Genomic DNA, 21,640 nt, shown 5'->3' with positions numbered 1-21,640 from the left:
CGCCGCGGGTCTCGCGACGCGATAGCAGGGTGGAATTCAACCCTGTCAAGGTTACCGTCCGGGCGCGACCGGTAGCCCGCCCGTTTCCGCGCCCCGGCCGGGCCCCTCCGGGCGCCGCGTCCGGAGCGCGCACCCCCTCGCCGACCTGTAAGGATGAGGTAATGCGCACCGAGGACGTCCTGGCCGCGATCGCGACCGGCATGTGGCGGTGGGACAACGCCTCCGGGACGGTCGCCCTCGACGGCGAGGCGGCCCGCCTGCTCGGGTTGCCCCCGGAGCCGGCCACCCTCCCCGAGGCGGCGGCCCGGTCCCGTTTCCACCCCGTGGACTGGAACGAGATCAACGCGATCGTGAACCTCGCCGTGGCCGAGGGCACCCTCGCCGAGGCCCGGCTGCGCATCGTGGACGAGGACGGCCGGGTGCTGCGCACCGTCCGCAGCCGCTCCAAGCCGGTCTTCCACGAGGACCGGGACGGCCACCGCGACTACCGCCTGATCGGCACCATCCAGGAGATCGCCGAGCCCCAGCCCGGCACCACCGCGGCCCACACCACCGTCACCGGCGACTGGCGGCGCTCCCGCGAGGCGTTCCTGCTGGACGCCGGCCGGGCGCTGGCCGAGGCCCGCTCCACCTCCGAGGTGCTGCGGGTGGCGGCCTCGCTGTCGATGCCCGGCTTCAACCCGGACGGGCTGGCCGTCTTCGGCGTGGCCGGCGACCGGCTGTCGATCATCGGCCACCACGGGCACCTGCCCGGCGACGACGTGCCCTTCTCCGACATGCGCCTGGACACCGACTACCCGGCGGCCGAGGTGGTGCGTACCGGCCGGGCCATCTACCTGCCGACCCCGGAGGAGTACCGGCGGCGCTTCCCGGCCACCTGGCCGCTGGCCCAGCGCTTCGGGCGGGAGTCGTGGGCGTTCCTGCCCCTGATCGTGGCCGGCCGCACGATGGGCGCCTGGATGGCCGCCTTCAAGCACCCGGTGACCTTCTCTCCCGACGAGCGCTCCGTGCTCACCACCGTGGCGCGGATGCTGGCCCAGGCCCTGCAGCGGGCCGTGGTGGCCGATTCGGAGCGGGAGCTGACCACGGGGCTGCAGCGCTCGATGATGCCCTCCCTGGGCGGCCCGGTGCCGGGCATGACGGTGGCCGCGCGGTACGTGCCCACCGGCGGCGGCCTCCAGGTCGGTGGCGACTGGTACGACATGATCCCCCTGCCGTCGGGCCGGTTCGCCCTGGTCATCGGGGACGTCCAGGGGCACGACGTGCGGGCCGCGGGCCTGATGGGCCAGCTGCGGATCGCCGTCCGGGCGTACGCCTCCGAGGGCCACCGACCGGACGCGGTGCTCTCCCGGGCCTCCCGCTTCCTGGCCGGGCTGCACGCCGGCGCGGAGGGGGCCGCCGAGCCGTGCGACGACGCCGCCGGCCCCCGCTTCGCGACCTGCCTGTACGTCGAGTGCGACCCGCAGACCGGGGTGCTGGAGGTGGCCCGGGCCGGGCACCCCGACCCGGTGGTCCGGATGACCGACGGGACGGTGCTGATGCGCCCGACCGCCGGAGGGCTGCCGCTGGGCATCGTGCCCGACACCGACTACCCGACCACCCGCTTCGCGCTGGAGCCGGGCGAGACGATGATGCTGTGCACCGACGGGCTGATCGAGACCGGCGGGCACGACCTCGACACCGGCTGGGCGCGGCTGCGCGCGGTCCTGGAGGACGGGGCGTACGCCGCCGAGGACCTGGAGAAGCTCGCCGACGCGCTGGTCTCCGCCGTGCACGGGCCCTCCTCGCACCACACCACCGGCCCGCTGGCCGACCGTCGCGAGGACGACATCGCCGTGCTGCTGCTGTGCCGCGAGGGCGCGGGCCGCGGCCCCGGCGAGCCGGTGGCGCACCCGAAGCGGCCGGCCCGGCGCACGATGCTGACGGTCGCCCAGGCCGAGCCGGAGCGGATCGCGGGTGCCCGCCGCCAGATCAGGGAGCTCCTCCACGACTGGGCGGACCCCGAACAGGTGGACGCGGCCGAGCTGATGGTCTCGGAGATGGTCACCAACGTGCTGCTGCACACCGACGGCGACGCGATGCTGCTGGCCGAGGCCGTCGGCGAGCTCGGCCGGCGACGGCTGCGCGTCGAGGTGGCCGACGGCAGCGACGAACTCCCCCACATGCGGCACCCGAACGAGATGTCCTCCAGTGGGCGCGGCGTGCTCCTGATGGAGATGCTGGCCGACGACTGGGGCGTCGACCCGCGCGGCGAGGGCAAGTCGATCTGGTTCGCCCTCCACGAACGCTCCGAACCGCAGCCGGACTGACCCGGTCGCGCGGGGGCGGCGTGGTGCAATGGCCGCGTGAGCTCCCTGCTGCCCGAGCCCGTGCGCCGGCTCGCCGCCTGGTGCGTCGTCCTCCTCCTCGTCACCGGCGTGGTGGCGGTCCTGGTCTGGCTGTGCGTCCTCTTCCAGACGGCGGTCACCCCGGTCCTGCTCGCCCTGCTCGGCGCCGCGCTGCTCGGCCCGCTGCACCGCCGGCTGGTGCGGGTGCACGTGCACCGGTCGCTGGCGGCCGCCCTCACCTGCCTCGCCGTCCTCGCGGTGGCCGGCGGGGCGACGTACATCGTGGTGACGGCCCTGGTGAAGACCGGGGACCAGATCGTGGCGGGCCTGCACAAGGCGGGCCAGGACCTGGCCGGGCGCTTCGGGGCGGCCGGCACCTCGCTGGAGGACGTGGCCGCGAACGCCAAGGACCTGCTGGCGGACTTCGGCGGCACCGCCTCCTCCGGGGTGCTGACGGGCCTGAGCGTGGTGGCGCAGGCGGCCGCCATGGGGGTGCTGTCGCTGCTGCTGCTCTTCTTCTTCCTGCGCGACTCCGACCGGGCGGCCGGCGCGCTGCGCTCCCTGGCCCCGCGGTCGACCGGGGACTTCGTCGAGGCCCTGGCGCGGCGGGCCTTCGGGGCCGTCGAGGGCTACATGCGCGGCACCACCTTCGTCGCCCTGATCGACTCGGTGTGCATCACGGTCGGCCTGCTGGTGCTCGACGTGCCGGGCGCGGTCGGCCTCGGCGCGCTGGTCTTCGTGGGCGCGTACATCCCCTACGTCGGCGCCTTCATCTCCGGCTCGGTGGCCGTGCTGGTGGCCTTCGGGGACCAGGGGTGGGCGACCGCGCTGTGGGTGCTGGGCGTGGTGCTGGCCGTCCAGCTGCTGGAGGGGAAGGTGTTCACACCGATGATCCAGAGCCGGACCGTGCACATGCACCCGGCGGCGGTCATGGTGGCGATCACGGCGGGGGCCAGCGCGGCCGGCGTCCTGGGCATGCTGCTGGCCGTCCCCGTGGTGGCCGCCGTCACGGGCATCGCCGCGGAGCTGCGCGCCCGCTACGCGCCTGCGGCCGGGCCCGCCACGGAGTGAGGGCCCGGCCGCACGCTCAGTCCTCCGCCGGTCCGGCGCCGCGGTGGCCCAGGCCCGTGTGGGCGTGGGCGGCGGCCGGGATGACGCCCAGGCGGCCGGCCTGGAAGTCGTCGAAGGCCTGCTGGAGTTCGGCGCGGGTGTTCATGACGAACGGCCCGTAGTGCGCCATCGGCTCCCGGATCGGGCGGCCACCCAGCAGGACGATCTCCAGGTCCGGCGCGTGGGAGTCCTGCGACGCGTCCGCGCGCACGGTCAGCGACCCGCCGTCCCCGAACACCGCCGTCTGACCGGTCTGCACGGGCCGCCGCTCGGCGCCGACGGTGCCGCGGCCGGCCATCACGTACGCGAGGGCGTTGAAGTCCTCGCGCCACGGGAGGGTGATCTGCGCGCCCGGCGTGACGGTCGCGTGGATCATCGTGATCGGGGTGTGGGTGATGCCGGGCCCCTTGTGGCCGTCCAGCTCACCGGCGATCACGCGGAGCAGGCCGCCGCCGTCGGGGGTGGACAGCAGCTGGACGCTGCCGCCGCCGATGTCCTGGTAGCGCGGCGGCATCATCTTGTCGGAGGCCGGGAGGTTCACCCACAGCTGGAGGCCGTGGAAGAGCCCGCCGCTGACGACGAGGGACTCCGGCGGGGCCTCGATGTGGAGCAGACCCGACCCGGCGGTCATCCACTGCGTGTCGCCGCCGTTGATGACCCCGCCGCCGCCGTGGCTGTCCTGGTGCACGAACGTGCCGTCGATCAGGTAGGTGACGGTCTCGAAGCCGCGGTGCGGGTGCCAGGGCGTGCCCTTGGGCTCGCCGGGCGCGTACTCCACCTCGCCCATCTGGTCCATCATGATGAACGGGTCCAGGTACTGGTACTTGATCCCGGCGAACGCGCGGCGCACCGGGAAGCCCTCGCCCTCGAATCCGGCGGGCGCGTCCACCACGCCCAGCACCTTCCGGGCGACCGTTCCCTGACCGGGCTCCGCGACCCGGGGGAGCGTCAACGGGTTCTCAACAGTCACTGCAGGCATGGTCCGGACCTCCTTCTGCGTCGAGTTTAGTTGAAACTCGAACTTTCCGCGACCCCTGCAACGTACCCGGTCCCGCCCCGCATTCCCGGTCGGTCGCACCCCTCCACTGTCGCCCCACCGGCCCCGACCGTCGACGCCACCGCGCCTTCCCCCGTGTGGGCGATGGCAGCGCCACGACTTTCGAAGTACCTTCAAATTCATGGCTGCCGACCCGTCTGCCGTGCACTTCTCAGAGCTGGTCAACAAGAACCGCAAGACCTTGTCCCGGCTCAAGCGGTACCGCCGTCTGCTCCTCATGCGCCGGGACGGTGAGGACCTGGTCCTCACCACAGCGGCGCGCGCGGAGCAGGACCAGGCCGTGGTCTCGGCCGCCACCCGCATGCTCGCCGCGATCGCCCGCCGCGATCCCGGGCGCATGGCACTCCTGCTCGACCTGCTGCCCGAGGCGTTCCCCTGGGTGCGCTTCCTGCCGCAGCCGGACCTGCACGCGTTCGCGGTCGAGCTCGTCGAGACGATGCGCGCCGCGGATCCACTGGGCAACTCGGCGTCGGTGGCGCAGTTGCTGGCCGCATGGCAGCACACGGCCGAAGCGCACTCCGACCCGGAACTGCTCGCCGCCCTGACCGCGGACCATGCGGAGGACTACGGCCCGGTACCCGCCCCCGAGCACCAGAGGTGACGCCGGCGCGCGGCGACCGCGCCGCCCCACCGGCACCCGGGGGGCAGTGGGAGGTGCGCTTCGCGGACGCCGCGGCGGCCAAAGGCTGGGAGAACCTCTGCCAGCAGGCCCCGGAGAACACGTACCGCGCGTGGCTCGCTCTCCGTACCGATCCGCGGCCGGTGGTGGAGACGCCGCGACATCACCGGCTCAAAGGGTCCCTCGCCCACGGGACCTACCGCGGCCGCACCTGCGAGCAGTGGCAGATCGAGGTCACGGGAGCAGGACGCATCTGGTACCTCCTGGACACGGCACGTGACACCTGCTGGCTCACTTACGCCGGGACGGCCCATCCCCGGGCGACCGACCGCTGACCACACCCCGAGGGCCCTGGGGCGGGACGCTCCGGGGCCCTCGTCGGTGCGTGAGCGGACAGCCGGTGTGGGGCCGGCCGGGTGGGGCGGAGGGCGCCCCCGTGGCCCCGATCCCCCGTGGCCCCGCCCTCCGCGCCTCCACTCTCCGCCGCGGGACGCGCGACCGCGATGCTTTCGGGCACCGCCGAAGCGATCCCGGATCGAAGCCCCGGCAGGCCGCCCCGTGGTGTGTGGGGGAGGCGCTTGAGGCGGTAGGGCAGGCTGGTCCGGAGGCGGGCCCGGGCCGGAGGTGGCCGCAGGCCAGGCCGAAGGCCCAAAGCCTCCGGGGTGGGCCTGCCGCAGGGCCTGCAGGCCCTGCCGGGTCAAGCGCCGAGGGGACCCACACGCCACGGGGCGGCCACCCAAGCGAGCCCACCCCGACACCGCAGCGCGGTCGAGCGACCCCAGCCGCCACACCCATCACAGCCCGACTCCCGCACTCACCCACTCACCGCCACCCGCTTCCACCCGCACCCGCACCGGCACCCGCACCCACACCGTCACCCCCACCCCCACCCCACTCACCAACTGCTGTGCAGCAGCTCGACCCCCAACCCCGTGACCGAGTGCAGCACGGCCTTCCCGTCCCGCTCGGTGGTGATCAGGCCGGCGGCCCGCAGCGTGCGGGTGTGCTCCGAGACCGAGGGCAGGCTGATGTCGAGGGCACGGGCCAGCTCGCTCGTGGTGCGCCGCTGCGTCAGGGACTGCAGCACGGCCGCCCGGGTACGCCCCAGCAGCGCGTCCAGCGCCCCGCCCGCCGGCCCCGCCCCGGCCAGCGGCAGCGGCGTCATCGCCGGGTAGAGCAGGACGTACGAGCCGTCCGGCCGCTCGGCGAGCAGCGGACGCCCCGTCCAGAAGGCCGAGGGCATCAGCTGCAGCCCGCGCCCGGCCGGCCGCACCTCGTAGTCCGGGGGCAGCCCGACCTCGAAGGTCGTGCCCGACCAGCGGGCCGCCGGGTGGGTGCTGGCCAGCGCGGCGCGGATGCCGTGCGCCGCCATCAGACGGGTGCGCCAGGCCACGTCGGCGTGGAACGACTGCCGGATGCGCGGCCAGTACGGGGCCACCACGGTCTCGTAGCCGGCCCGCAGCGCGCCTTCGAGTCCGTCCCAGGCGTCCCGGTCCCGGCGCCACAGCGCCCGCAGCCAGGAGTCGGGCCCCGGTGCGCGGCCGGCCGCCGTGCGGAACTGCCCCGCGGTCAGGTCCGGGGCGGCCGCCCGGACGGCCGCGAGGGCCTCGTCGAGACCGGCGACGTACGGCTCCACGAAGGCGGGGTTGTCACCGTCCGGCCTCAGCAGGTCCAGCAGGGGCCGCACGCGGTCCGGCAGCTCGCGCGCCAGCCGGCCGCGCCAGCGGCCGAAGACGGCGGCCTCGTCGGTGCGCTGCCACGCGGTCAGCGCGAGGGCCAGCTCGACCAGCGGGTAGGGCTCCGGGGCGAAGGTGACGCCCAGCAGGTCCTCCGCGCCGAAGTGCACCCGCAGCAAGCCGCCCCCCTCCGCACGCGCGGCCGCCCGCACACGCGGCGACCCGCGCGGTCCCTGTCCGTCTATCCGTACATGCGGCGCATCGCGAAGTCGACCATCTGCTCCACGGCCTTCGCGTCGAAGACCATCCGGTGGTCGCCCTCCATGTCGAGGACGAAGCCGTACCCGGTCGGCAGCAGGTCGATCACCTCGGCACCGGTGATGACGAAGTACTTGGACTCCTTGCCCGCGTACCGGCGCAGCTCCTTGAGCGTGGTGAACATGGGGATCACCGGCTGCTGCGTGTTGTGCAGGGCGAGGAAGCCCGGGTTGTCGCCGCGCGGGCAGTAGACCTTCGACGTGGCGAAGATCTGCTGGAAGTCCTCGGCGGCGAGCTGCCCGGTGGTGAAGGCGCGTACGGCGTCCGCGAGCGACGGCGGGGACGGCTCGGGGTACAGCGGCTGCTCGGCGTACCCGCCGGCCATGCCCCCCGCCATCGGCTGGCCCATCGGCATGCCCATCTGCTGCGCCGCCTGCGGCGGGGGCTGGGGAGCCGCGTACTGCTGCTGCCCGGGCGCGTTCTGGTCGTAGCCGTACATGCGGCACAGACTACTGAGTCCCCCGCCCGCCCGCCGCAGGCACCGGGGCACAGGCCCCCATCGCGGCCCGAACGCTCCTCGATCCGGCCGAAACCGTTCCTTCCGCCCGCGGGCCCCGCACCCTTTGACCGGACCCGCCCGCTTGACCCCCGTCACAGTCGCACGCCGGGGGTTGCCCTTATTACTGGCGGGTAGCATCATCAGTAGCTACTTGCTGGTAGATAACCGACCTGCTTACGGAGCCGTCGCCATGGGGCACTACAAGTCGAATCTGCGGGACATCGAGTTCAACCTCTTCGAGGTCCTCGGCCGCGACAACGTGTACGGCGCCGGCCCGTTCGCCGAGATGGACGCCGAGACCGCGAAGGACATCCTGTCCGAGATCGCCCGTCTCGCCGAGAACGAGCTGGCCGCCTCCTTCGAGGACGCGGACCGCAACCCGCCGGTCTTCGACCCCGAGACCAACACCGCCCCGGTGCCGGCGTCCTTCAAGAAGTCCTACAAGGCCTTCATGGACTCCGAGTACTGGCGCCTGGGCCTGCCCGAGGAGATCGGCGGCACCGTCTCCCCGCGCTCCCTGATCTGGGCCTACGCGGAGCTGCTGCTCGGCGCGAACCCGGCCGTCTGGATGTACTCCTCCGGCCCGGCGTTCGCCGGCATCCTCCACGAGGAAGGCAACGAGGCGCAGAAGCGCATCGCCCAGATCGCGGTCGAGAAGCGCTGGGGCTCCACCATGGTCCTCACCGAGCCCGACGCGGGCTCGGACGTCGGCGCCGGCCGCACCAAGGCGGTCCAGCAGGAGGACGGCTCCTGGCACATCGAGGGCGTGAAGCGCTTCATCACGTCCGGCGAGCACGACATGGAGGAGAACATCCTCCACTACGTCCTCGCCCGCCCCGAGGGCCACGGCCCCGGCACCAAGGGCCTGTCGCTCTTCCTCGTCCCGAAGTTCCACTTCGACTGGGAGACCGGCGAGCTGGGCGAGCGCAACGGCGTGTACGCCACCAACGTCGAGCACAAGATGGGCCTCAAGGCCTCCAACACGTGCGAGATGACCTTCGGCGACCAGCACCCCGCCAAGGGCTGGCTGATCGGCGACAAGCACGACGGCATCCGCCAGATGTTCATGATCATCGAGTTCGCCCGCATGATGGTCGGCACGAAGGCCATCGCGACGCTCTCCACCGGCTACCTCAACGCGCTGGAGTACGCCAAGGAGCGCGTCCAGGGTCCCGACCTGGCGAACTTCATGGACAAGGCCGCACCCAAGGTCACCATCACGCACCACCCGGACGTCCGCCGCTCCCTGATGACGCAGAAGGCGTACGCCGAGGGCATGCGCGCCCTCGTCCTCTACACCGCCGCCGTCCAGGACTCGATCGCCGTCAAGCAGGCGGCCGGCGAGGACGCCTCCGCCGAGGTCGGCCTGAACGACCTGCTGCTGCCGATCGTGAAGGGCTACGGCTCCGAGCGTTCCTACGCGCTGCTCGCCGAGTCCCTGCAGATCTTCGGTGGCTCCGGCTACCTGCAGGAGTACCCGATCGAGCAGTACATCCGCGACGCCAAGATCGACACCCTGTACGAGGGCACCACCGCCATCCAGGGCCAGGACTTCTTCTTCCGGAAGATCGTCCGCGACCAGGGCGCGTCCCTGAACATCCTCTCCGAGGAGATCAAGAAGTTCCTGGCCACCGCCGAGGGCGGCGAGGACCTGGCCGGCGCCCGCGACGCGCTCGCCAAGGCCGCGGTCGACTTCGAGGCGATCACCGGCAAGATGGTCACCGACCTGACCGCCTCCGTCGAGGACGCCCGGAACATCTACCTGGTCGGCCAGAACACCACCCGCCTGCTGATGGCCGCCGGCGACGTCGTGGTCGGCTACCTGCTGCTGCGCGGCGCCGCCGTGGCCGCCGAGAAGCTGGCCACCGCCTCCCCGAAGGACGTCCCCTTCTACCAGGGCAAGATCGCGGCGGCGAAGTTCTTCACCGCCCAGGTCCTGCCGGGCCTCGGCGTCCAGCGCCAGCTGGCCGAGGGCGTCGACAACTCCCTGATGGACCTCGACGAGTCCGTCTTCTAGTTCCAGCAGGGCGGGCGGCCGGTCCCCACGGGGTCCGGCCCGCCTTCCGGCACCGAAGGGTGCGGGGTGCCGTTCCGCACGGCGGCACCCCGCACCCTTCTTCGGCACCACGGCCCCACGGCCCCACCCACCGCCCGAGGCCCGCACCCCCACCCACGACCCGGTGCCCGGGCCGCCGCCACCGGAGGCCGAGCCCCACGTCACAGCCGCGCGGGGCCCCCTTTGTCACCGGCGCATGGCACGCTCGTACGTATGAGTGCACACGAGCAGGGACCCAGGGGGTACGGCGCCCCCGCGGGGGGCTACTCCGTCCCGACCGGGCGGCCGTACGCCCTCAAGGAGCTCCAGGCCGCCCTCGGCGCCCTCGGCGACCAGGCCAGGGAGCTGTACGAAGGCGCCCACCCCGCCGAGTACGAGACCATCGCCGACGCCCTGCACGCGGCCTTCCAGACCGCCGCCGGGCTCGCCCCCGCCCGCTCGTACACCGGCTGCGCCGAGCACCCCAACGGCGCACTGGACCCCGAGGCCCCCGACGGCTGGGGCCGCTGCCTGATCTGCAACGACCGCCGCCGCCTGGCGCTGGCCCGACGGCACGGCCGCTCCGGGCAGCACACCGGCATGCCGGGCGCCGGACCGGCCCCGGACCAGCAGCCCCGGCTCGGCTACCCCGTCCCCGAGGGCCCGTACACGCTCCAGGCCCTGCTCACACACCTGCGCACGGTCGAGGAACAGCGCTTCCACCTCACCATCTCCTCGCCGGACGAGGCCTTCGTCCGCATCGCCGACGACGTCCACAAGGCGTTCATCGTGGCCCGCGAGCTCTCCCGGCCGCGCGGCGCCTCCGGATGCGCCGAGCACCCCGGCGCCCCCGTGGACCCCGACGCACCCCCAGGTGAGGCCTGTATCTTCTGCGCCGGACGCAGGCGCCGCGCGCAGCGCGCCTCCGGGACCCCCGAGATGCTGCCCCGCATCCGCCGGGGCGAGCGGCGGCAGCTGCAGCGGCGCTTCGACCGTCCGACGGGCTGAGACAGGTCCACGGGACGCCCCGCACCATGGGGCGGACCGCGAACACGACCCACCTCGCCGGCTACCCGCCGCAGTCCGGACATGGCGAACACGACCGTCGTTAAGGTGAACCACATGAGCTCTCCCGCCCGCTTCGACCGCGGCCACACCGACGACCTGATGACCTATCTGGCGGCGAGCCCGTCCCCGTACCACGCCGTGGCCAACGCGGCCGAGCGGCTGGAGAAGGCAGGCTTCCGGCAGCTGGCGGAGACGGACGCATGGGACGCGAGCGCAGGGGGCAAGTTCGTGCTCCGCGGCGGCGCGATCATCGCCTGGTACGTCCCGGAAGGCATGCCCGCGCACACCCCCTTCCGCATCATCGGGGCGCACACGGACTCCCCCAACCTCCGGGTCAAGCCGCTTCCTGACACCGGGTCACAGGGCTGGCGGCAGATCGCCGTCGAGATCTACGGCGGCACGCTCCTGAACACCTGGCTCGACCGCGACCTGGGCCTGGCCGGCCGGCTGACCCTGCGCGACGGCAGCCACCGGCTGGTCAACGTCGACCGCGCCCTGCTGCGGGTGCCGCAGCTGGCCGTGCACCTGGACCGCTCGGTCAACACCGACGGGCTCAAGCTCGACAAGCAGCGCCACATGCAGCCGATCTGGGGCCTGGGCGACGTCCAGGAGGGCGACCTGATCGCCTTCCTGGAGGAGGAAGAGGGCCTGCCGGCCGGCTCGGTGGCGGGCTGGGACCTGATGGTCCACTCGATCGAGCCCCCGGCCTACCTCGGCCGCGACCGCGAGCTCCTGGCCGGCCCCCGGATGGACAACCTCCTCTCCGTGCACGCCGGTACGGCCGCGCTGGCCGCGGTGGCCACCGCCGGCAAGCTGGACCACATCCCGGTGCTGGCCGCCTTCGACCACGAGGAGAACGGCTCGCAGTCCGACACCGGCGCGGACGGCCCGCTCCTCGGCAACGTGCTGGAACGTTCAGTCTTCGCCCGCGGCGGCTCGTACGAGGACCGCGCCCGCGCCTTCGCCGGCACCGTCTGCCTGTCCTCCGACACCGGCCACGCCGTGCACCCCAACTACGGTGAGCGGCACGACCCTTCGCACCACCCGCGCGCCAACGGCGGTCCGATCCTCAAGGTCAACGTCAACCAGCGCTACGCCACCGACGGCAGCGGCCGCGCGGTCTTCGCCGCCGCCTGCGAGCGCGCCGGCGTGCCGTGGCAGTCCTTCGTGTCGAACAACTCGATGCCCTGCGGCACCACCATCGGCCCCATCACCGCGGCCCGCCACGGCATCCAGACCGTCGACATCGGCGTGGCCATCCTCTCGATGCACAGCGCCCGCGAACTGTGCGGCGCCGAGGACCCGTACCACCTCGCGAACGCCCTGGTCGCCTTCCTGGAGGACTGATCCCGGCCCGCGCGCGTGCCGGACCGGCATCCCGCGCGCACGCGTGCAGGACCGGCTTCCGCACGCGTGCGGGACCGAACTCCGCACGCACACAAGCGGAATGGCCCCGTCGGTACAACCCGGCGGGGCCCCGGCACGTCTCCCCTGCGAAAACGACCACTCTTTCGCCACAGGGGGAACTGTGCGCCCGTCCGCTCCCGTCCCGTCCGCCCGCGACCCACGAGCGCGCCGCCGCGCCCTGGCCGCCCTGGTGGTCGCCGCCGTCGTGGCCGGCACCGCTCCGGCGCTGACCGCGACCGCCCACGCGGTGGACCTGCCGCCGTGGACGCCGGGGACCAGCGTCACCGCCGAGCAGCTGCGCGACGCCGACACCCAGGCCCTGGTCCGGACCGGCGACGGCACCACCGTCGTGCTCTACGGCCGGCACCTGTACGACGCGGAGAACAACACCGCCCTGTACGCGGCGGTCCGCCCGGCCGGCAGCGAGACCTGGGGAACGCCGAAGCAGCTGTCCGTCGCCGCCCGGCACCCGGGCGCGGGCCGGCTCGCCGTCGTCGGCGACCGGGTGGTCGCGGTCTGGGCCGACTACCCGCACAGCAGGGGCTCCGCCTGGGACAGGACCCCGGGCCGGATCGTCACCGCGACCCTGGACGGCGGCACCTGGTCGGCGCCGACCACCCTGCTCGACGTGGACCGGAACGGCTTCCCGGACGAGCCCGACCTGGCCGCGGGCACCGACGGCACGCTCGCCCTCACCTGGCAGCAGCGCCAGGCCGACGGCGTGGACTGGTCGGTCTGGGCGGCCACCCGCTCCCCCGCCGGCACCTGGTCCGCCCCCGCCCAGGTCAGCCGGGCGACCGAGGACGGCGCCCACGAGGCCGCCCACCCCGAGGCGGCCGTGGCCGCCGGGGGCAGGCCGGTGGTCGCCTTCCGCCAGCTGAGCGACGACCAGGGCGCCAGCATCCGCACCTCCACGCTGCCGGCCGGCGCCTCCGCCTGGACCCGGCCCGCGGTCGTGGCCTCCGCCCCGGCCCTGGGCGAGCCCGCCCTGGCCGGCTCGGGCACCGGCACCGTGGGCCTGACCTGGTCCCAGTGGCGCCGCGCCGAGGGCGACCGGATCCTGCGCACCGCCACGGCCGCCACCGCCGACGCGGCCTGGAGCGAGGCCGCGCCGCTGGCCGTCGGGCCGCACCTGGGGAAGACCCCCGAGCCGCTGATCGGGCCCGCCGGCGACGTGACCCTGGTCTGGAACGGCGGTACGGACGAGTTCCGGGGCCGCATCCGCTCCGCCACCCTCGGCCACGCCGACCGCCGCTGGTCCGCCGTCACCGCCGTCTCCACCAAGGACCACTTCGTCATCGCCACGGACCACGACGCCTCCCTGGGCGCGGACGGCACCGTCCGGGTCGTGTGGGCGCAGGACGGCCGCGAGATGCGCCAGGCACGCCTGAAGGACGGCGTGTGGACCGGCGGCAGCCTGCTGTGGGGCTCGCGCGCCGACCACGTCCGGGGCCTGGTCGTCGCCGGCCCGGACGGCACCGCCACCGCCGTCTGGGGCATGCGCGGCAAGGGGGGCACCGGCCTGATGAGCGCACGCACCACGACCGCGCCGCTGACCGTGGACTCCACCGGCGTCCCGGCCCGCTTCGACGTACGGCAGCGGGCGGACTGGCCCGCCCGGTGGCAGCTCAGCCGGCCCGTCTCGTCCTGGACCCTGACCCTCACGGACACCTCGGGCCGGTTCCGCAGCACCGTCACGGGCGGCGAGGCGCTGACCCCCTCGACGGACTGGAACGGCCGCGCGGACGGCTCCGTCGGGACCCTCGCCCCCAACGGCCCCCTGAAGTGGGCCCTCAAGGGCACCCCCGTCGGCGAGGAGACCGAACGCACCCTCGCCACCGGCACGGTCACCGTCGTGAACGGCGGCGGGGTCTTCCGCGACCAGGGCAGCGCCACCGGCCTGCCCGACGGCACCGGCGACGCACTGGTCCTCACCTCCGGCGGCGGCCTCCGCTCCGTCTACGGCGACCGCGCCACCGGCGCGTTCAAGGGCACGGCCACCGGCGAGGGCTGGGCGGCCGGCAGCCTGCCGGTACCGGTCGGGGACCTGGACGGCGACCGCTGCAACGACCTCCTGGTCCGCAACTCCAAGGGCGAGCTACGCCGTTACACCCCGGCCTGCGGCACGACCGTCACCCCGAAGACCGCGAACAAGCTGCTCGGCCCGGGCTGGAACCAGTACGACGTGCTGACCTCGCCCGGCGACGTCACCGGCGACGGCCGGGCCGACCTGATCGCCCGCAGCGCCGCCACCGGCGCGCTGTACCGGTACTCCGGCACCGAGGCGGGCCTCCTCGCCTCCCGCGTGAAGCTGACCGGCTCCTACAAGGGCTACAAGAGGATCACCGGGGCCGGCGACCTCAACGGCGACGGCCACGGCGACCTGCTGCTCCAGAGCAGGACCGCCCAGCTGTACCGGATGAACGGCACCGGCCGCGGCACGTTCGCCGCGCCGGTGAAGCTCGCCGACGGCTGGGGGGCGTCGTACGACGCCGTGGTGGCCGCCGGCGACCTCACCGGCGACGGCCGGGCGGACCTGCTGGCCCGGGACACCTCCGGGACCGTCTGGCGCTACGCCGGCACCGGCAAGGGCACCTTCGGCGGCCGCGTGAAGATCGCCACCGGCTGGCAGGTCTACAAGGGCCTGTACTAGAGGGCACCGCGGGGCCCGGGCCCGCGGGACCCGGGCGCGCGCCCGAGGCCGCGCGCCCGAGGCCCGCGGCCCTCGGCTCCGTGGACTCAGCCCTGCCGCCGGTCCCCGTCGTCCATGCCGGCGAGGACCAGCGGCAGCCGGGCCGCACCGCCCGCCACGATCCGGACCGGCACGCCCCAGTCCTGCTGGTGGACGTGGCAGGCCGGGTACTCGTTGTCCGGGTCGTCGTCGCACGAGGCGGCCATCGCCGACACGTGCAGCACGCCCTCCGCGACGCCCTCGGCCAGCACCAGCTCGCGGAACAGGTCCGTCCCCGCGCCCTCGCCGGCGGCGAGCAGCTCCGGCGGGGTCGAGCTGACCAGCAGGCGGGTGGAGGGCCCGTACCGGGTGTCGAGCTTCTGCCCCTGGGGCGCCTGGAAGACCACGTCGAGCCGGAGCGTGCCCGGGGCCACCTCGGTCGCGGCCCGCTGCGTACGGTGCGCCACGGCGTCCACCCGTACCGCCTCCTCGGGCAGCCGGAGCCGGGTCAGCCGGTGCCGGGCGGACTCGACGACGACGATGTCGTCCCCGGCCAGCACCGCGGCACTGGGCTCGCGCAGGTCGGTGGCGAGGGTGGTGACCTGGCCGGAGGCCGGGTCGTAGCGGCGCAGGGCGTGGTTGTACGTGTCGCTCACCGCGACCGAGCCGTCCGGCAGGGCCGTCACGCCGAGCGGGTGCTGGAGCAGCGCCTGGGCGGCGTCGCCGTCGCGGTGGCCGAAGTCGAAGAGGCCGGTGCCGACGGCCGACACGATCCGGAAGCCCTCACCGTCCCGCTCCACGTACCGCAGGGCGCTGGTCTCGGAGTCGGCGATCCACAGCCGGTCGCCGGCCGCGGCCAGGCCCGAGGGCTGCGCGAACCAGGCCTCGGCGGCGGGCCCGTCGACCAGGCCCTCGTTGGTGGTGCCGGCCTCGACGCGCACGGTGCCGGTGGCCGGGTCCCACGACCACAGCTGGTGCACGCCGGCCATGGCGATCCAGACCCGGTCCTGCCACCAGGCCACGTCCCACGGCGAGGACAGGTCCACCTCCAGGGCGGGGCCCGAGGTGGCCGAGCCCTGCCACCACTGGCGGCCGGTGCCCGCGACGGTCTCGACCGCGCCGGTGTCGAGGTCGAGGACGCGCAGCGCGTGGTTCACCGTGTCGGCCACCACGACGCGCCCTCCCCCAGAGCCTTCGGCCTGGGAGGTACCCCCGGGCAGCAGGCACAGCCCCTGCGGCTCGCTGAACGCGTCCGGGCCGAAGCCGCGCTCCCCGGAGCCGATCCGGCGCACGACGGTCTCGCCGTCCGGCTCGATCTCCACGAGCTGGTGGCGCGTGGAGTCGGACACCAGGAAGTTCCCGTTCGGCAGCACGATCGCCTTGCCGGGGAAGCGCAGGTGGGTCGCCACCGGCTCCGGGGCCACGTACGGGCCGTCGCCGCGCCGCAGCGTGCCCTTGGCCTCGTGCTCCGCCTCCAGCTCCGCGACCAGCCGCTCGATGGCGTGCGCGTGGCCCTCGCCGGCGTGCTGGGCGACGACGTACCCCTCGGGGTCGATCACCACCAGCGTCGGCCAGGCGCGCACGGCGTACTGCTTCCAGGTCGCGAGCTCGGGGTCGTCGAGCACCGGGTGCTCGACCCCGTACCGCTCGACGGCGTCGACCACGGCCGCGTGCTCGGCCTCGTGCACGAACTTCGGCGAGTGCACCCCGATGATCACCACGGTGTCGCGGTGCTTCTCCTCGAGCTCGCGCAGCTCGTCGAGAACGTGCAGGCAGTTAATACAACAAAACGTCCAAAAATCGAGGATCACGATCCGGCCCCGCAGCCCGGCGAGGTCGAGGTCCTTCCCGCCGGTGTTGAGCCAGCCGCCCTTGCCGATCAGCTCGGGGGCACGGACACGGGCGCGGCGGGTCGTCGCGGGCGGCGCGGGCGCGGGGGTGGGCACCGGGGCGGCAGCATCGTTCATGTTTCAAGCTTGCCATCCCGCGACGGCCACCCCTACGGGTGACCGGCTCCCGACATCCGACCGACACGAACGCCTGTGTGGGACGGTGGCGGCAGGCACCTACGGAGGGAGTACCCGGCATGTCCACAGCGCCCGACTACGGCAAGGGGATCGACCCCGAGCGCGCGCTGAAGTACGCCATCCAGCACATCGAGGGCGATCGCACGGAGATCATCGAGGGAGTGATCCGGCCAGCGGTTCCGACCTGGGGACACGAACGCGCCGCGAAGGTGGTGCGCCGCCAGATCGCAGACCGCGTGGACCAGCTGGGGTGCATCGAGGGATCGGGGAACATCGACCTGCCGGACTCGCCGAACTGGTACATCCCGGACATTGCGGTGGTGCCGGAAGAGCTGGCCAAGGACGACGAGCCCTTGCTGCCCGACCAGACCCTGCTCGTCGTCGAGGTGACCTCGAAGTCCAACGCCGAGACGGACCGCGTCGTGAAGCGCAAGCGGTACGCCGAGTACGGCGCGCCGCTCTACCTGCTCGTCGACCGGCAGGAGGGGAGCGTCACGCTGTTCTCCGAGCCGGGGCACCTCGGGTACACGAAGGCCGACGGGCCGCATCCGTTCGGGACGTCCGTGCACCTGCCCGCGCCGTTCGGGATCGACCTCGACACGAGCGGGCTGTAGCCCGTGAAGTACCTCGTGCGGGACAAGGCGTTCGCGGTCGGGGACGACTACTGGATCGAGGACGAGCACGGGCGGCACGCGTTCCTCGTGGACGGGAAGGCGCTGCGGCTGCGGGACACGCTGGAGCTCCAGGACCCGCAGGGGCGGGTGCTCATCACGCTGCGGCAGAAGCTCCTGAGCCTGCGCGACACCATGACGCTGGAGCGGGACCTGGCCCCGCTCGCGACCATCCGCAGGAAGCGGCTCTCGCTCGTCCGCAACCACTACCGCGTGGCGCTGGTGGAGGGCACGGAGCTCGACGTGCACGGGCGGGTGCTCGACCGCGAGTTCCGGATCGACTACGACGGCGAGCTGCTGGCGCTGGTCTCCCGGCAGTGGTTCCGGATCCGGGAGACGTACGCCGTGGACGTGATCCGCGAGGACGCCGACCCCGCGCTCCTCATCGCGGTCGCGGTGTGCGTGATCCGGATGGCGGAGAAGGAGCGCGAGGGCGGCGACGACTGAGGCCCGGGGGCCGCCCCTACGGCGTGGCGGGGCGCAGCCGGCAGTGGGCCGGGCCCAGGGGGCGGAGGGTGATCCCGGCGCCGACCGGGACCTCCTGGGTGACGGCTTCCAGCTCGTAGGCGCGCAGCACCATCGCCAGGGCCACCACGGACTCCAGCATCGAGAAGTGCTGCCCGATGCACGCCCGCGGACCGCCGCCGAACGGGAACCAGGCGTACCGCTCCCGGGCCTTCTCCGCCTCGGGCGTGAAGCGGTCGGGGTCGAAGCGCTCGGGGTCGGGCCAGTAGCGGGGGTGCCGGTGGGTGACCCAGGGGGCGACGATGACGTCCGCGCCGGCCGGGACGAGCTGCCCGTCGATCTCCGTGGCCGCCACGGCCCGGCGCCCGATCACGGGCGCGGCCGGGTAGAGCCGCATGGCCTCCTTGAGCACCTGCGTCAGGTACGGGAGGGCGTCGGCGTCGGCCGCCCCGGGCGTACGGTCGCCCAGCACGCGCCGCACCTCCTCGCGGGCCCGGGCCTGCTGCTCGGGGTGCTTGGCCAGCAGGTGCAGGGCGAAGGCGAGCGAGGTGGCGGTGGTCTCGTGGCCGGCCAGGAGGAAGATCAGCACCTGGTCGCGGAGTTCGGCGGCGTCGAAGCTGCCGTCCTCGGCGTTCCCGGCCGCCGCGAGGAGGGTGAGCAGGTCGTCGCCCCCGGTCTCGAGGGCGGTCCCGGCCCCCGGGGCGGTCCCGTCCCCGAAGGCGCTCCCGCCCTCCGGTGCCGCCCCACCGGCCGCCCGGCGGGCGGCGATGATGCGGTCGCAGACCGCGTACAGCTCGGCCGTCGCGGCCGCCGCGCGCCGGTTGTCCGGGGTCGGCCAGTGCCGCGGGAGGCTGGCGGGCGAGTAGCCGCGCCGCAGGACGTAGTCGCCGATCACGGGGAAGCACCGCTCCACGACCGCGATGGCCGCCTCCACGTCCGTGCCGAAGAGGATCCGCGCGACCGTGCGCAGGGTGAAGCGGGTCATCTCGGCGACGAGGTCGACCCGGCCGGTGCCGTCGGGTGACTCCCCCCACCCCGCCAGCATCCGCTCGGTCTCCGCCGCCACCGCCGCCGCGTAGCCGTCGACGCGGCGGCGGGTGAACAGCGGCTGCACCAGCCGCCGCTGGCGCAGGTAGTCGTCGTCCTGCGCGGTCAGCAGGCCGTTGCCGAAGGACTCCCGCACCTCCTCGTAGAAGACGTTGTCCTTGCGGAAGTTGGCCGACCCGGTCGCCAGCACCTGCTGGGCGCCCGCCGCCGAGAAGACGCCGTAGACCTCGACCCGCATCCCGGGCGGGCCGCCCCAGACGCGGACCACGTCCCCGTGGGCGCGCCGGGCGGCCAGGAAGGTGCCGAGCGAGTCGTTCCTGAGGTCGAACATCGAGCCCAGCAGGGGGAGTCCCGCCGGGCCGGGGACCTCCCGGCCGCCCGTGCCCACCGTCCGCGTCGCCATGTCGCCGCCCTCCGCGCCTCGCGGCCCGTCCGCAGCCCCGTGCGCGGACGCCGGCCGCCCAGGGCGATCCTCTCCCCGGTCGGTGCGTGCCAACCAGCCGGTTTCCGGCGATCGCGCCGCAGGAGGGGCGGTTACCGGCCACTTTCGACGGCGGGAGCGGGGTCCGGCTCGGCCGGCGCGGCAGGAGGAGTCGCAGACGGGTCCGACGCGGCGGCCGGCCCCGGCACGGTCGCAGCCGCCGTGCCCCACCGCGACTCCGCCGCCAGCGCGGTCACCAGCACCGCGAGCAGCGCGCCCAGTTCCACGGCCCCGTTCACCCGCGGCCCGGCCGCGGCCGTCGCCAGTACCCCGGCCAGCGCCGCCGCCCGGAACCGCAGCGGCCCGATCCGGAGCACCCGGCGGAAGGCCAGGTCGCCGGCGAGGTACAGCCCCACCCCGCCGGCCAGGGCCAGCGCCGGGCCGGTGGCCAGCGGCTCGCCCAGGTGCCCGATGGCCTTCTTCACGCCGGCCGCGAAGATCGCGACACCGATCAGCACCGGCAGGAAGAAGTAGTAGTAGGCCAGCATCGACAGCTTGAAGCGGGTGGGGCCGTCGACCGACGCCAGGTACTCCTCGGCCCGTCCCTCGTCCCGCACGAAGTACGTCCACCACAGCGCGGAGCCGATCGCGAGGGCCAGGAACGCGCCCCCGAACAGGCCCGCGGTCAGCGGCTGGCCCTCCACCCCGATGCCGATCGCGATGACCGACTCGCCGAACACGATGAGCAGCAGCAGCCCGTGGCGCTCCACCAGGTGCGCGGCGCTCATCCCGCCCAGCTGCCCGCTGACGGTGTCCTCCGCGACCTCGGGGGGCGTGGTGGCGAACCGTACGATCAGCTGGGTGCTGAACTGGAAGGCCAGCGCCAGCACCCACAGCCCCCACGCCGGGGCCCCGTCGAAGAAGCCGGCGGCCAGCACGCTCAGGGCGCACAGCAGGTTCGGGGTCGCGAACCAGATCACGCTGCGTCCGTGGACCTCGGCGTACATGAGGCCGTGGACGGCCGTGACGAGCAGGTAGCCGATCCCGAAGGGCACGCCGCCGGCGCCGAAGGCGGTCGGCACGGACAGGGCGCACATCAGGAATCCGCACATGGCGAGCATGAGCAGGAGCCGGCGGCGGGTGCGGTCGGGCGGCACCTGGTTGGTCAGGTGGGCGTAGCCGCCGTACATCCAGAACAGGACGGTGAAGACCAGGACCACGCGCGCCAGGCTCGGGAGCGCGAAGTCGTGGGCGAAGAGGACCGTCAGCTGGGTGACGGTGAAGACGAAGACGAGGTCGAAGAAGAGCTCCAGGGTGGTGACCCGGCGCTCCTCCTCGGCGGTGGTTCTGTCGGTGCCCGAACTGCCCAACACGTGCTCTCCCCCTGAGCGGTGGCCGAAAGTCGAGCGCCAGGGAATCACGCCCGGGGCCGTCCCGGCACCCCCAGTCCCAGCACTCGGTCCTTCAGGGCCGGGAACTGCTCGCGGGTGTCGGCGACCTTCGCCGGGTCGAGGTCGACCACGAGGACCTCCTCGTCCGGGCCGGCCTCGGCGAGGACCTCGCCCCACGGGTCCACGACCATGCTGTGCCCGGCGAGTTCGACGCCGGCGTGCTCGCCCGCGCAGGCGAGCGCGAGGACGTAGGCCTGGTTCTCGACGGCCCGGGCCTGCGCGAGCAGCCGCCAGTGCGCCCGGCGCCGCGCGGGCCAGCCGGCCGAGACGACCAGGGCGGTCGCCCCCGCGTCGACGAGTCCGCGGTACAGCTCCGGGAAGCGCAGGTCGTAGCAGGTGGTGAGGCCGAGGGTGAGGTCCGGTACGGGGACGGTCACCAGGTCGGTGCCGGCGCCCATCATCACGGCCTCGCCCTCGTCGAAGCCGAAGCGGTGGATCTTCCGGTAGGTCGCGACGAGCTCGCCCGCGGGGTCCAGGACGAGGGTGGTGTTGTACATCCGGCCGTCCGGGGCCCGCTCGACGATCGAGCCGCCGTGCAGCCAGACCCCGGCGTCCCGGGCGGCCTTGGACAGCTCCGCGCACGTGGGGCCGTCGACCGGCTCCGCCTCGGCCTCGAAGCGCTGGTAGTCGAAGGCGCCGACCGGCCACAGCTCGGGCAGCACGACCAGGTCGGACCCGCTCTGCTCGCGTACGAGGGCACCCGCGCGCGAACGCCGGGAATCCGCCGACTCGCCCTCGTTCACGGCCATTTGGATCAGTGAGGCGCGCACA

General features: G+C 73.9%; 17 protein-coding genes. 10 read left to right on the top strand and 7 right to left on the bottom strand.

Translation table 11 applies throughout. From position 1 onward, the window contains the following. The first annotated feature begins 161 nt into the window (after positions 1-161). Together ACIQCH_RS05750 and ACIQCH_RS05745 are read left to right on the top strand one after the other, a co-directional pair. Entirely contained in the window at positions 162-2,309 is a 2,148-nt protein-coding gene (locus ACIQCH_RS05750) for a SpoIIE family protein phosphatase (protein WP_402578263.1), read from the top strand. A gap of 36 nt (positions 2,310-2,345) precedes the next feature. Continuing rightward, the gene (locus ACIQCH_RS05745) at positions 2,346-3,398 is read left to right on the top strand and encodes an AI-2E family transporter (protein WP_402578261.1); all 1,053 of its coding nucleotides are present in this window, start codon (positions 2,346-2,348) and stop codon (positions 3,396-3,398) included. 16 nt (positions 3,399-3,414) lie between these two features. On the opposite strand, the gene ACIQCH_RS05740 is transcribed toward ACIQCH_RS05745, so the two are convergent. Next, on the bottom strand, positions 3,415-4,416 hold the full coding sequence (locus tag ACIQCH_RS05740; protein WP_402578259.1) for a pirin family protein: 1,002 nt from the start codon (positions 4,414-4,416) through the stop codon (positions 3,415-3,417). Positions 4,417-4,615: 199 nt separating this feature from the next. On the opposite strand from ACIQCH_RS05740, the gene ACIQCH_RS05735 reads away from it, so the two are divergent. Further along, positions 4,616-5,095, top strand: coding sequence for a hypothetical protein (locus ACIQCH_RS05735; protein ID WP_402578257.1), 480 nt, complete (start codon positions 4,616-4,618; stop codon positions 5,093-5,095). Continuing rightward, positions 5,092-5,448 (top strand): hypothetical protein, encoded by a 357-nt coding sequence (locus tag ACIQCH_RS05730; RefSeq protein ID WP_402578255.1) that lies wholly within the window; start codon positions 5,092-5,094, stop codon positions 5,446-5,448. The genes ACIQCH_RS05735 and ACIQCH_RS05730 overlap by 4 nt, the downstream gene beginning before the upstream one ends. A gap of 560 nt (positions 5,449-6,008) precedes the next feature. On the opposite strand, the gene ACIQCH_RS05725 is transcribed toward ACIQCH_RS05730, so the two are convergent. Next, positions 6,009-6,959 carry an ArsR/SmtB family transcription factor gene (locus tag ACIQCH_RS05725; protein WP_402578303.1) on the bottom strand — a complete coding sequence of 317 codons (951 nt, stop codon included), beginning with the start codon at positions 6,957-6,959 and terminating at the stop codon, positions 6,009-6,011. Positions 6,960-7,030: 71 nt separating this feature from the next. After that, positions 7,031-7,546, bottom strand: coding sequence for an SseB family protein (locus tag ACIQCH_RS05720; RefSeq protein ID WP_402578253.1), 516 nt, complete (start codon positions 7,544-7,546; stop codon positions 7,031-7,033). Positions 7,547-7,796: 250 nt separating this feature from the next. Here ACIQCH_RS05720 and ACIQCH_RS05715 point away from each other — a divergent pair, with 250 nt between their 5' ends. The 4 genes from ACIQCH_RS05715 (at position 7,797) to ACIQCH_RS05700 (ending at position 14,769) form a co-directional block, all read left to right on the top strand. Further along, entirely contained in the window at positions 7,797-9,623 is a 1,827-nt protein-coding gene (locus ACIQCH_RS05715; RefSeq protein ID WP_402578251.1) for an acyl-CoA dehydrogenase, read from the top strand. 252 nt (positions 9,624-9,875) lie between these two features. Beyond that, positions 9,876-10,649: a hypothetical protein gene (locus ACIQCH_RS05710; RefSeq protein ID WP_402578249.1), complete on the top strand. Its 774-nt coding sequence runs from the start codon at positions 9,876-9,878 to the stop codon at positions 10,647-10,649. Between the two features lie 114 nt (positions 10,650-10,763). Further along, entirely contained in the window at positions 10,764-12,056 is a 1,293-nt protein-coding gene (locus ACIQCH_RS05705) for a M18 family aminopeptidase (protein WP_030193159.1), read from the top strand. 181 nt (positions 12,057-12,237) lie between these two features. Further along, positions 12,238-14,769 (top strand): FG-GAP repeat domain-containing protein, encoded by a 2,532-nt coding sequence (locus tag ACIQCH_RS05700; RefSeq protein WP_402578247.1) that lies wholly within the window; start codon positions 12,238-12,240, stop codon positions 14,767-14,769. Positions 14,770-14,855: 86 nt separating this feature from the next. Here the strand turns inward: ACIQCH_RS05700 and ACIQCH_RS05695 are convergent, their stop codons facing one another. After that, the gene (locus ACIQCH_RS05695) at positions 14,856-16,754 is read right to left on the bottom strand and encodes an NHL domain-containing thioredoxin family protein (protein WP_402578245.1); all 1,899 of its coding nucleotides are present in this window, start codon (positions 16,752-16,754) and stop codon (positions 14,856-14,858) included. 119 nt (positions 16,755-16,873) lie between these two features. Here ACIQCH_RS05695 and ACIQCH_RS05690 point away from each other — a divergent pair, with 119 nt between their 5' ends. Beyond that, on the top strand, positions 16,874-17,428 hold the full coding sequence (locus ACIQCH_RS05690; protein WP_402578243.1) for a Uma2 family endonuclease: 555 nt from the start codon (positions 16,874-16,876) through the stop codon (positions 17,426-17,428). 3 nt (positions 17,429-17,431) lie between these two features. Next, positions 17,432-17,932: an LURP-one-related/scramblase family protein gene (locus tag ACIQCH_RS05685; protein ID WP_402578241.1), complete on the top strand. Its 501-nt coding sequence runs from the start codon at positions 17,432-17,434 to the stop codon at positions 17,930-17,932. Between the two features lie 16 nt (positions 17,933-17,948). Here the strand turns inward: ACIQCH_RS05685 and ACIQCH_RS05680 are convergent, their stop codons facing one another. The 3 genes from ACIQCH_RS05680 to ACIQCH_RS05670 all read right to left on the bottom strand — a co-directional run bounded on the left by ACIQCH_RS05680 (position 17,949) and on the right by ACIQCH_RS05670 (position 21,639). Next, positions 17,949-19,400, bottom strand: coding sequence for a cytochrome P450 (locus ACIQCH_RS05680; protein ID WP_402578239.1), 1,452 nt, complete (start codon positions 19,398-19,400; stop codon positions 17,949-17,951). A gap of 131 nt (positions 19,401-19,531) precedes the next feature. After that, the gene (locus ACIQCH_RS05675; protein ID WP_402578237.1) at positions 19,532-20,791 is read right to left on the bottom strand and encodes a low temperature requirement protein A; all 1,260 of its coding nucleotides are present in this window, start codon (positions 20,789-20,791) and stop codon (positions 19,532-19,534) included. 44 nt (positions 20,792-20,835) lie between these two features. After that, positions 20,836-21,639 (bottom strand): carbon-nitrogen family hydrolase, encoded by an 804-nt coding sequence (locus ACIQCH_RS05670; protein ID WP_402578235.1) that lies wholly within the window; start codon positions 21,637-21,639, stop codon positions 20,836-20,838. Between the last annotated feature and the right edge of the window lies 1 nt (position 21,640).

The organism is Streptomyces sp. NPDC093225 (assembly GCF_044753805.1).
Lineage (GTDB): Bacteria > Actinomycetota > Actinomycetes > Streptomycetales > Streptomycetaceae > Streptomyces.
Note: the sequence above shows the minus strand (reverse complement) of the source record. Positions and strands in the feature narration are given on the sequence as shown.

Excerpts from the sequence above, each read along its gene's own strand:
- ACIQCH_RS05750 (WP_402578263.1), top strand. The coding sequence starts at position 162 with ATGCGCACCGAGGACGTCCTGGCCGCGATCGCGACCGGCATGTGGCGG.
- ACIQCH_RS05740 (WP_402578259.1), bottom strand. The coding sequence starts at position 4,416 with ATGCCTGCAGTGACTGTTGAGAACCCGTTGACGCTCCCCCGGGTCGCG.
- ACIQCH_RS05735 (WP_402578257.1), top strand. The coding sequence starts at position 4,616 with ATGGCTGCCGACCCGTCTGCCGTGCACTTCTCAGAGCTGGTCAACAAG.
- ACIQCH_RS05720 (WP_402578253.1), bottom strand. The coding sequence starts at position 7,546 with ATGTACGGCTACGACCAGAACGCGCCCGGGCAGCAGCAGTACGCGGCT.
- ACIQCH_RS05715 (WP_402578251.1), top strand. The coding sequence starts at position 7,797 with ATGGGGCACTACAAGTCGAATCTGCGGGACATCGAGTTCAACCTCTTC.
- ACIQCH_RS05710 (WP_402578249.1), top strand. The coding sequence starts at position 9,876 with ATGAGTGCACACGAGCAGGGACCCAGGGGGTACGGCGCCCCCGCGGGG.
- ACIQCH_RS05705 (WP_030193159.1), top strand. The coding sequence starts at position 10,764 with ATGAGCTCTCCCGCCCGCTTCGACCGCGGCCACACCGACGACCTGATG.
- ACIQCH_RS05695 (WP_402578245.1), bottom strand. The coding sequence starts at position 16,754 with ATGAACGATGCTGCCGCCCCGGTGCCCACCCCCGCGCCCGCGCCGCCC.
- ACIQCH_RS05690 (WP_402578243.1), top strand. The coding sequence starts at position 16,874 with ATGTCCACAGCGCCCGACTACGGCAAGGGGATCGACCCCGAGCGCGCG.
- ACIQCH_RS05680 (WP_402578239.1), bottom strand. The coding sequence starts at position 19,400 with ATGGCGACGCGGACGGTGGGCACGGGCGGCCGGGAGGTCCCCGGCCCG.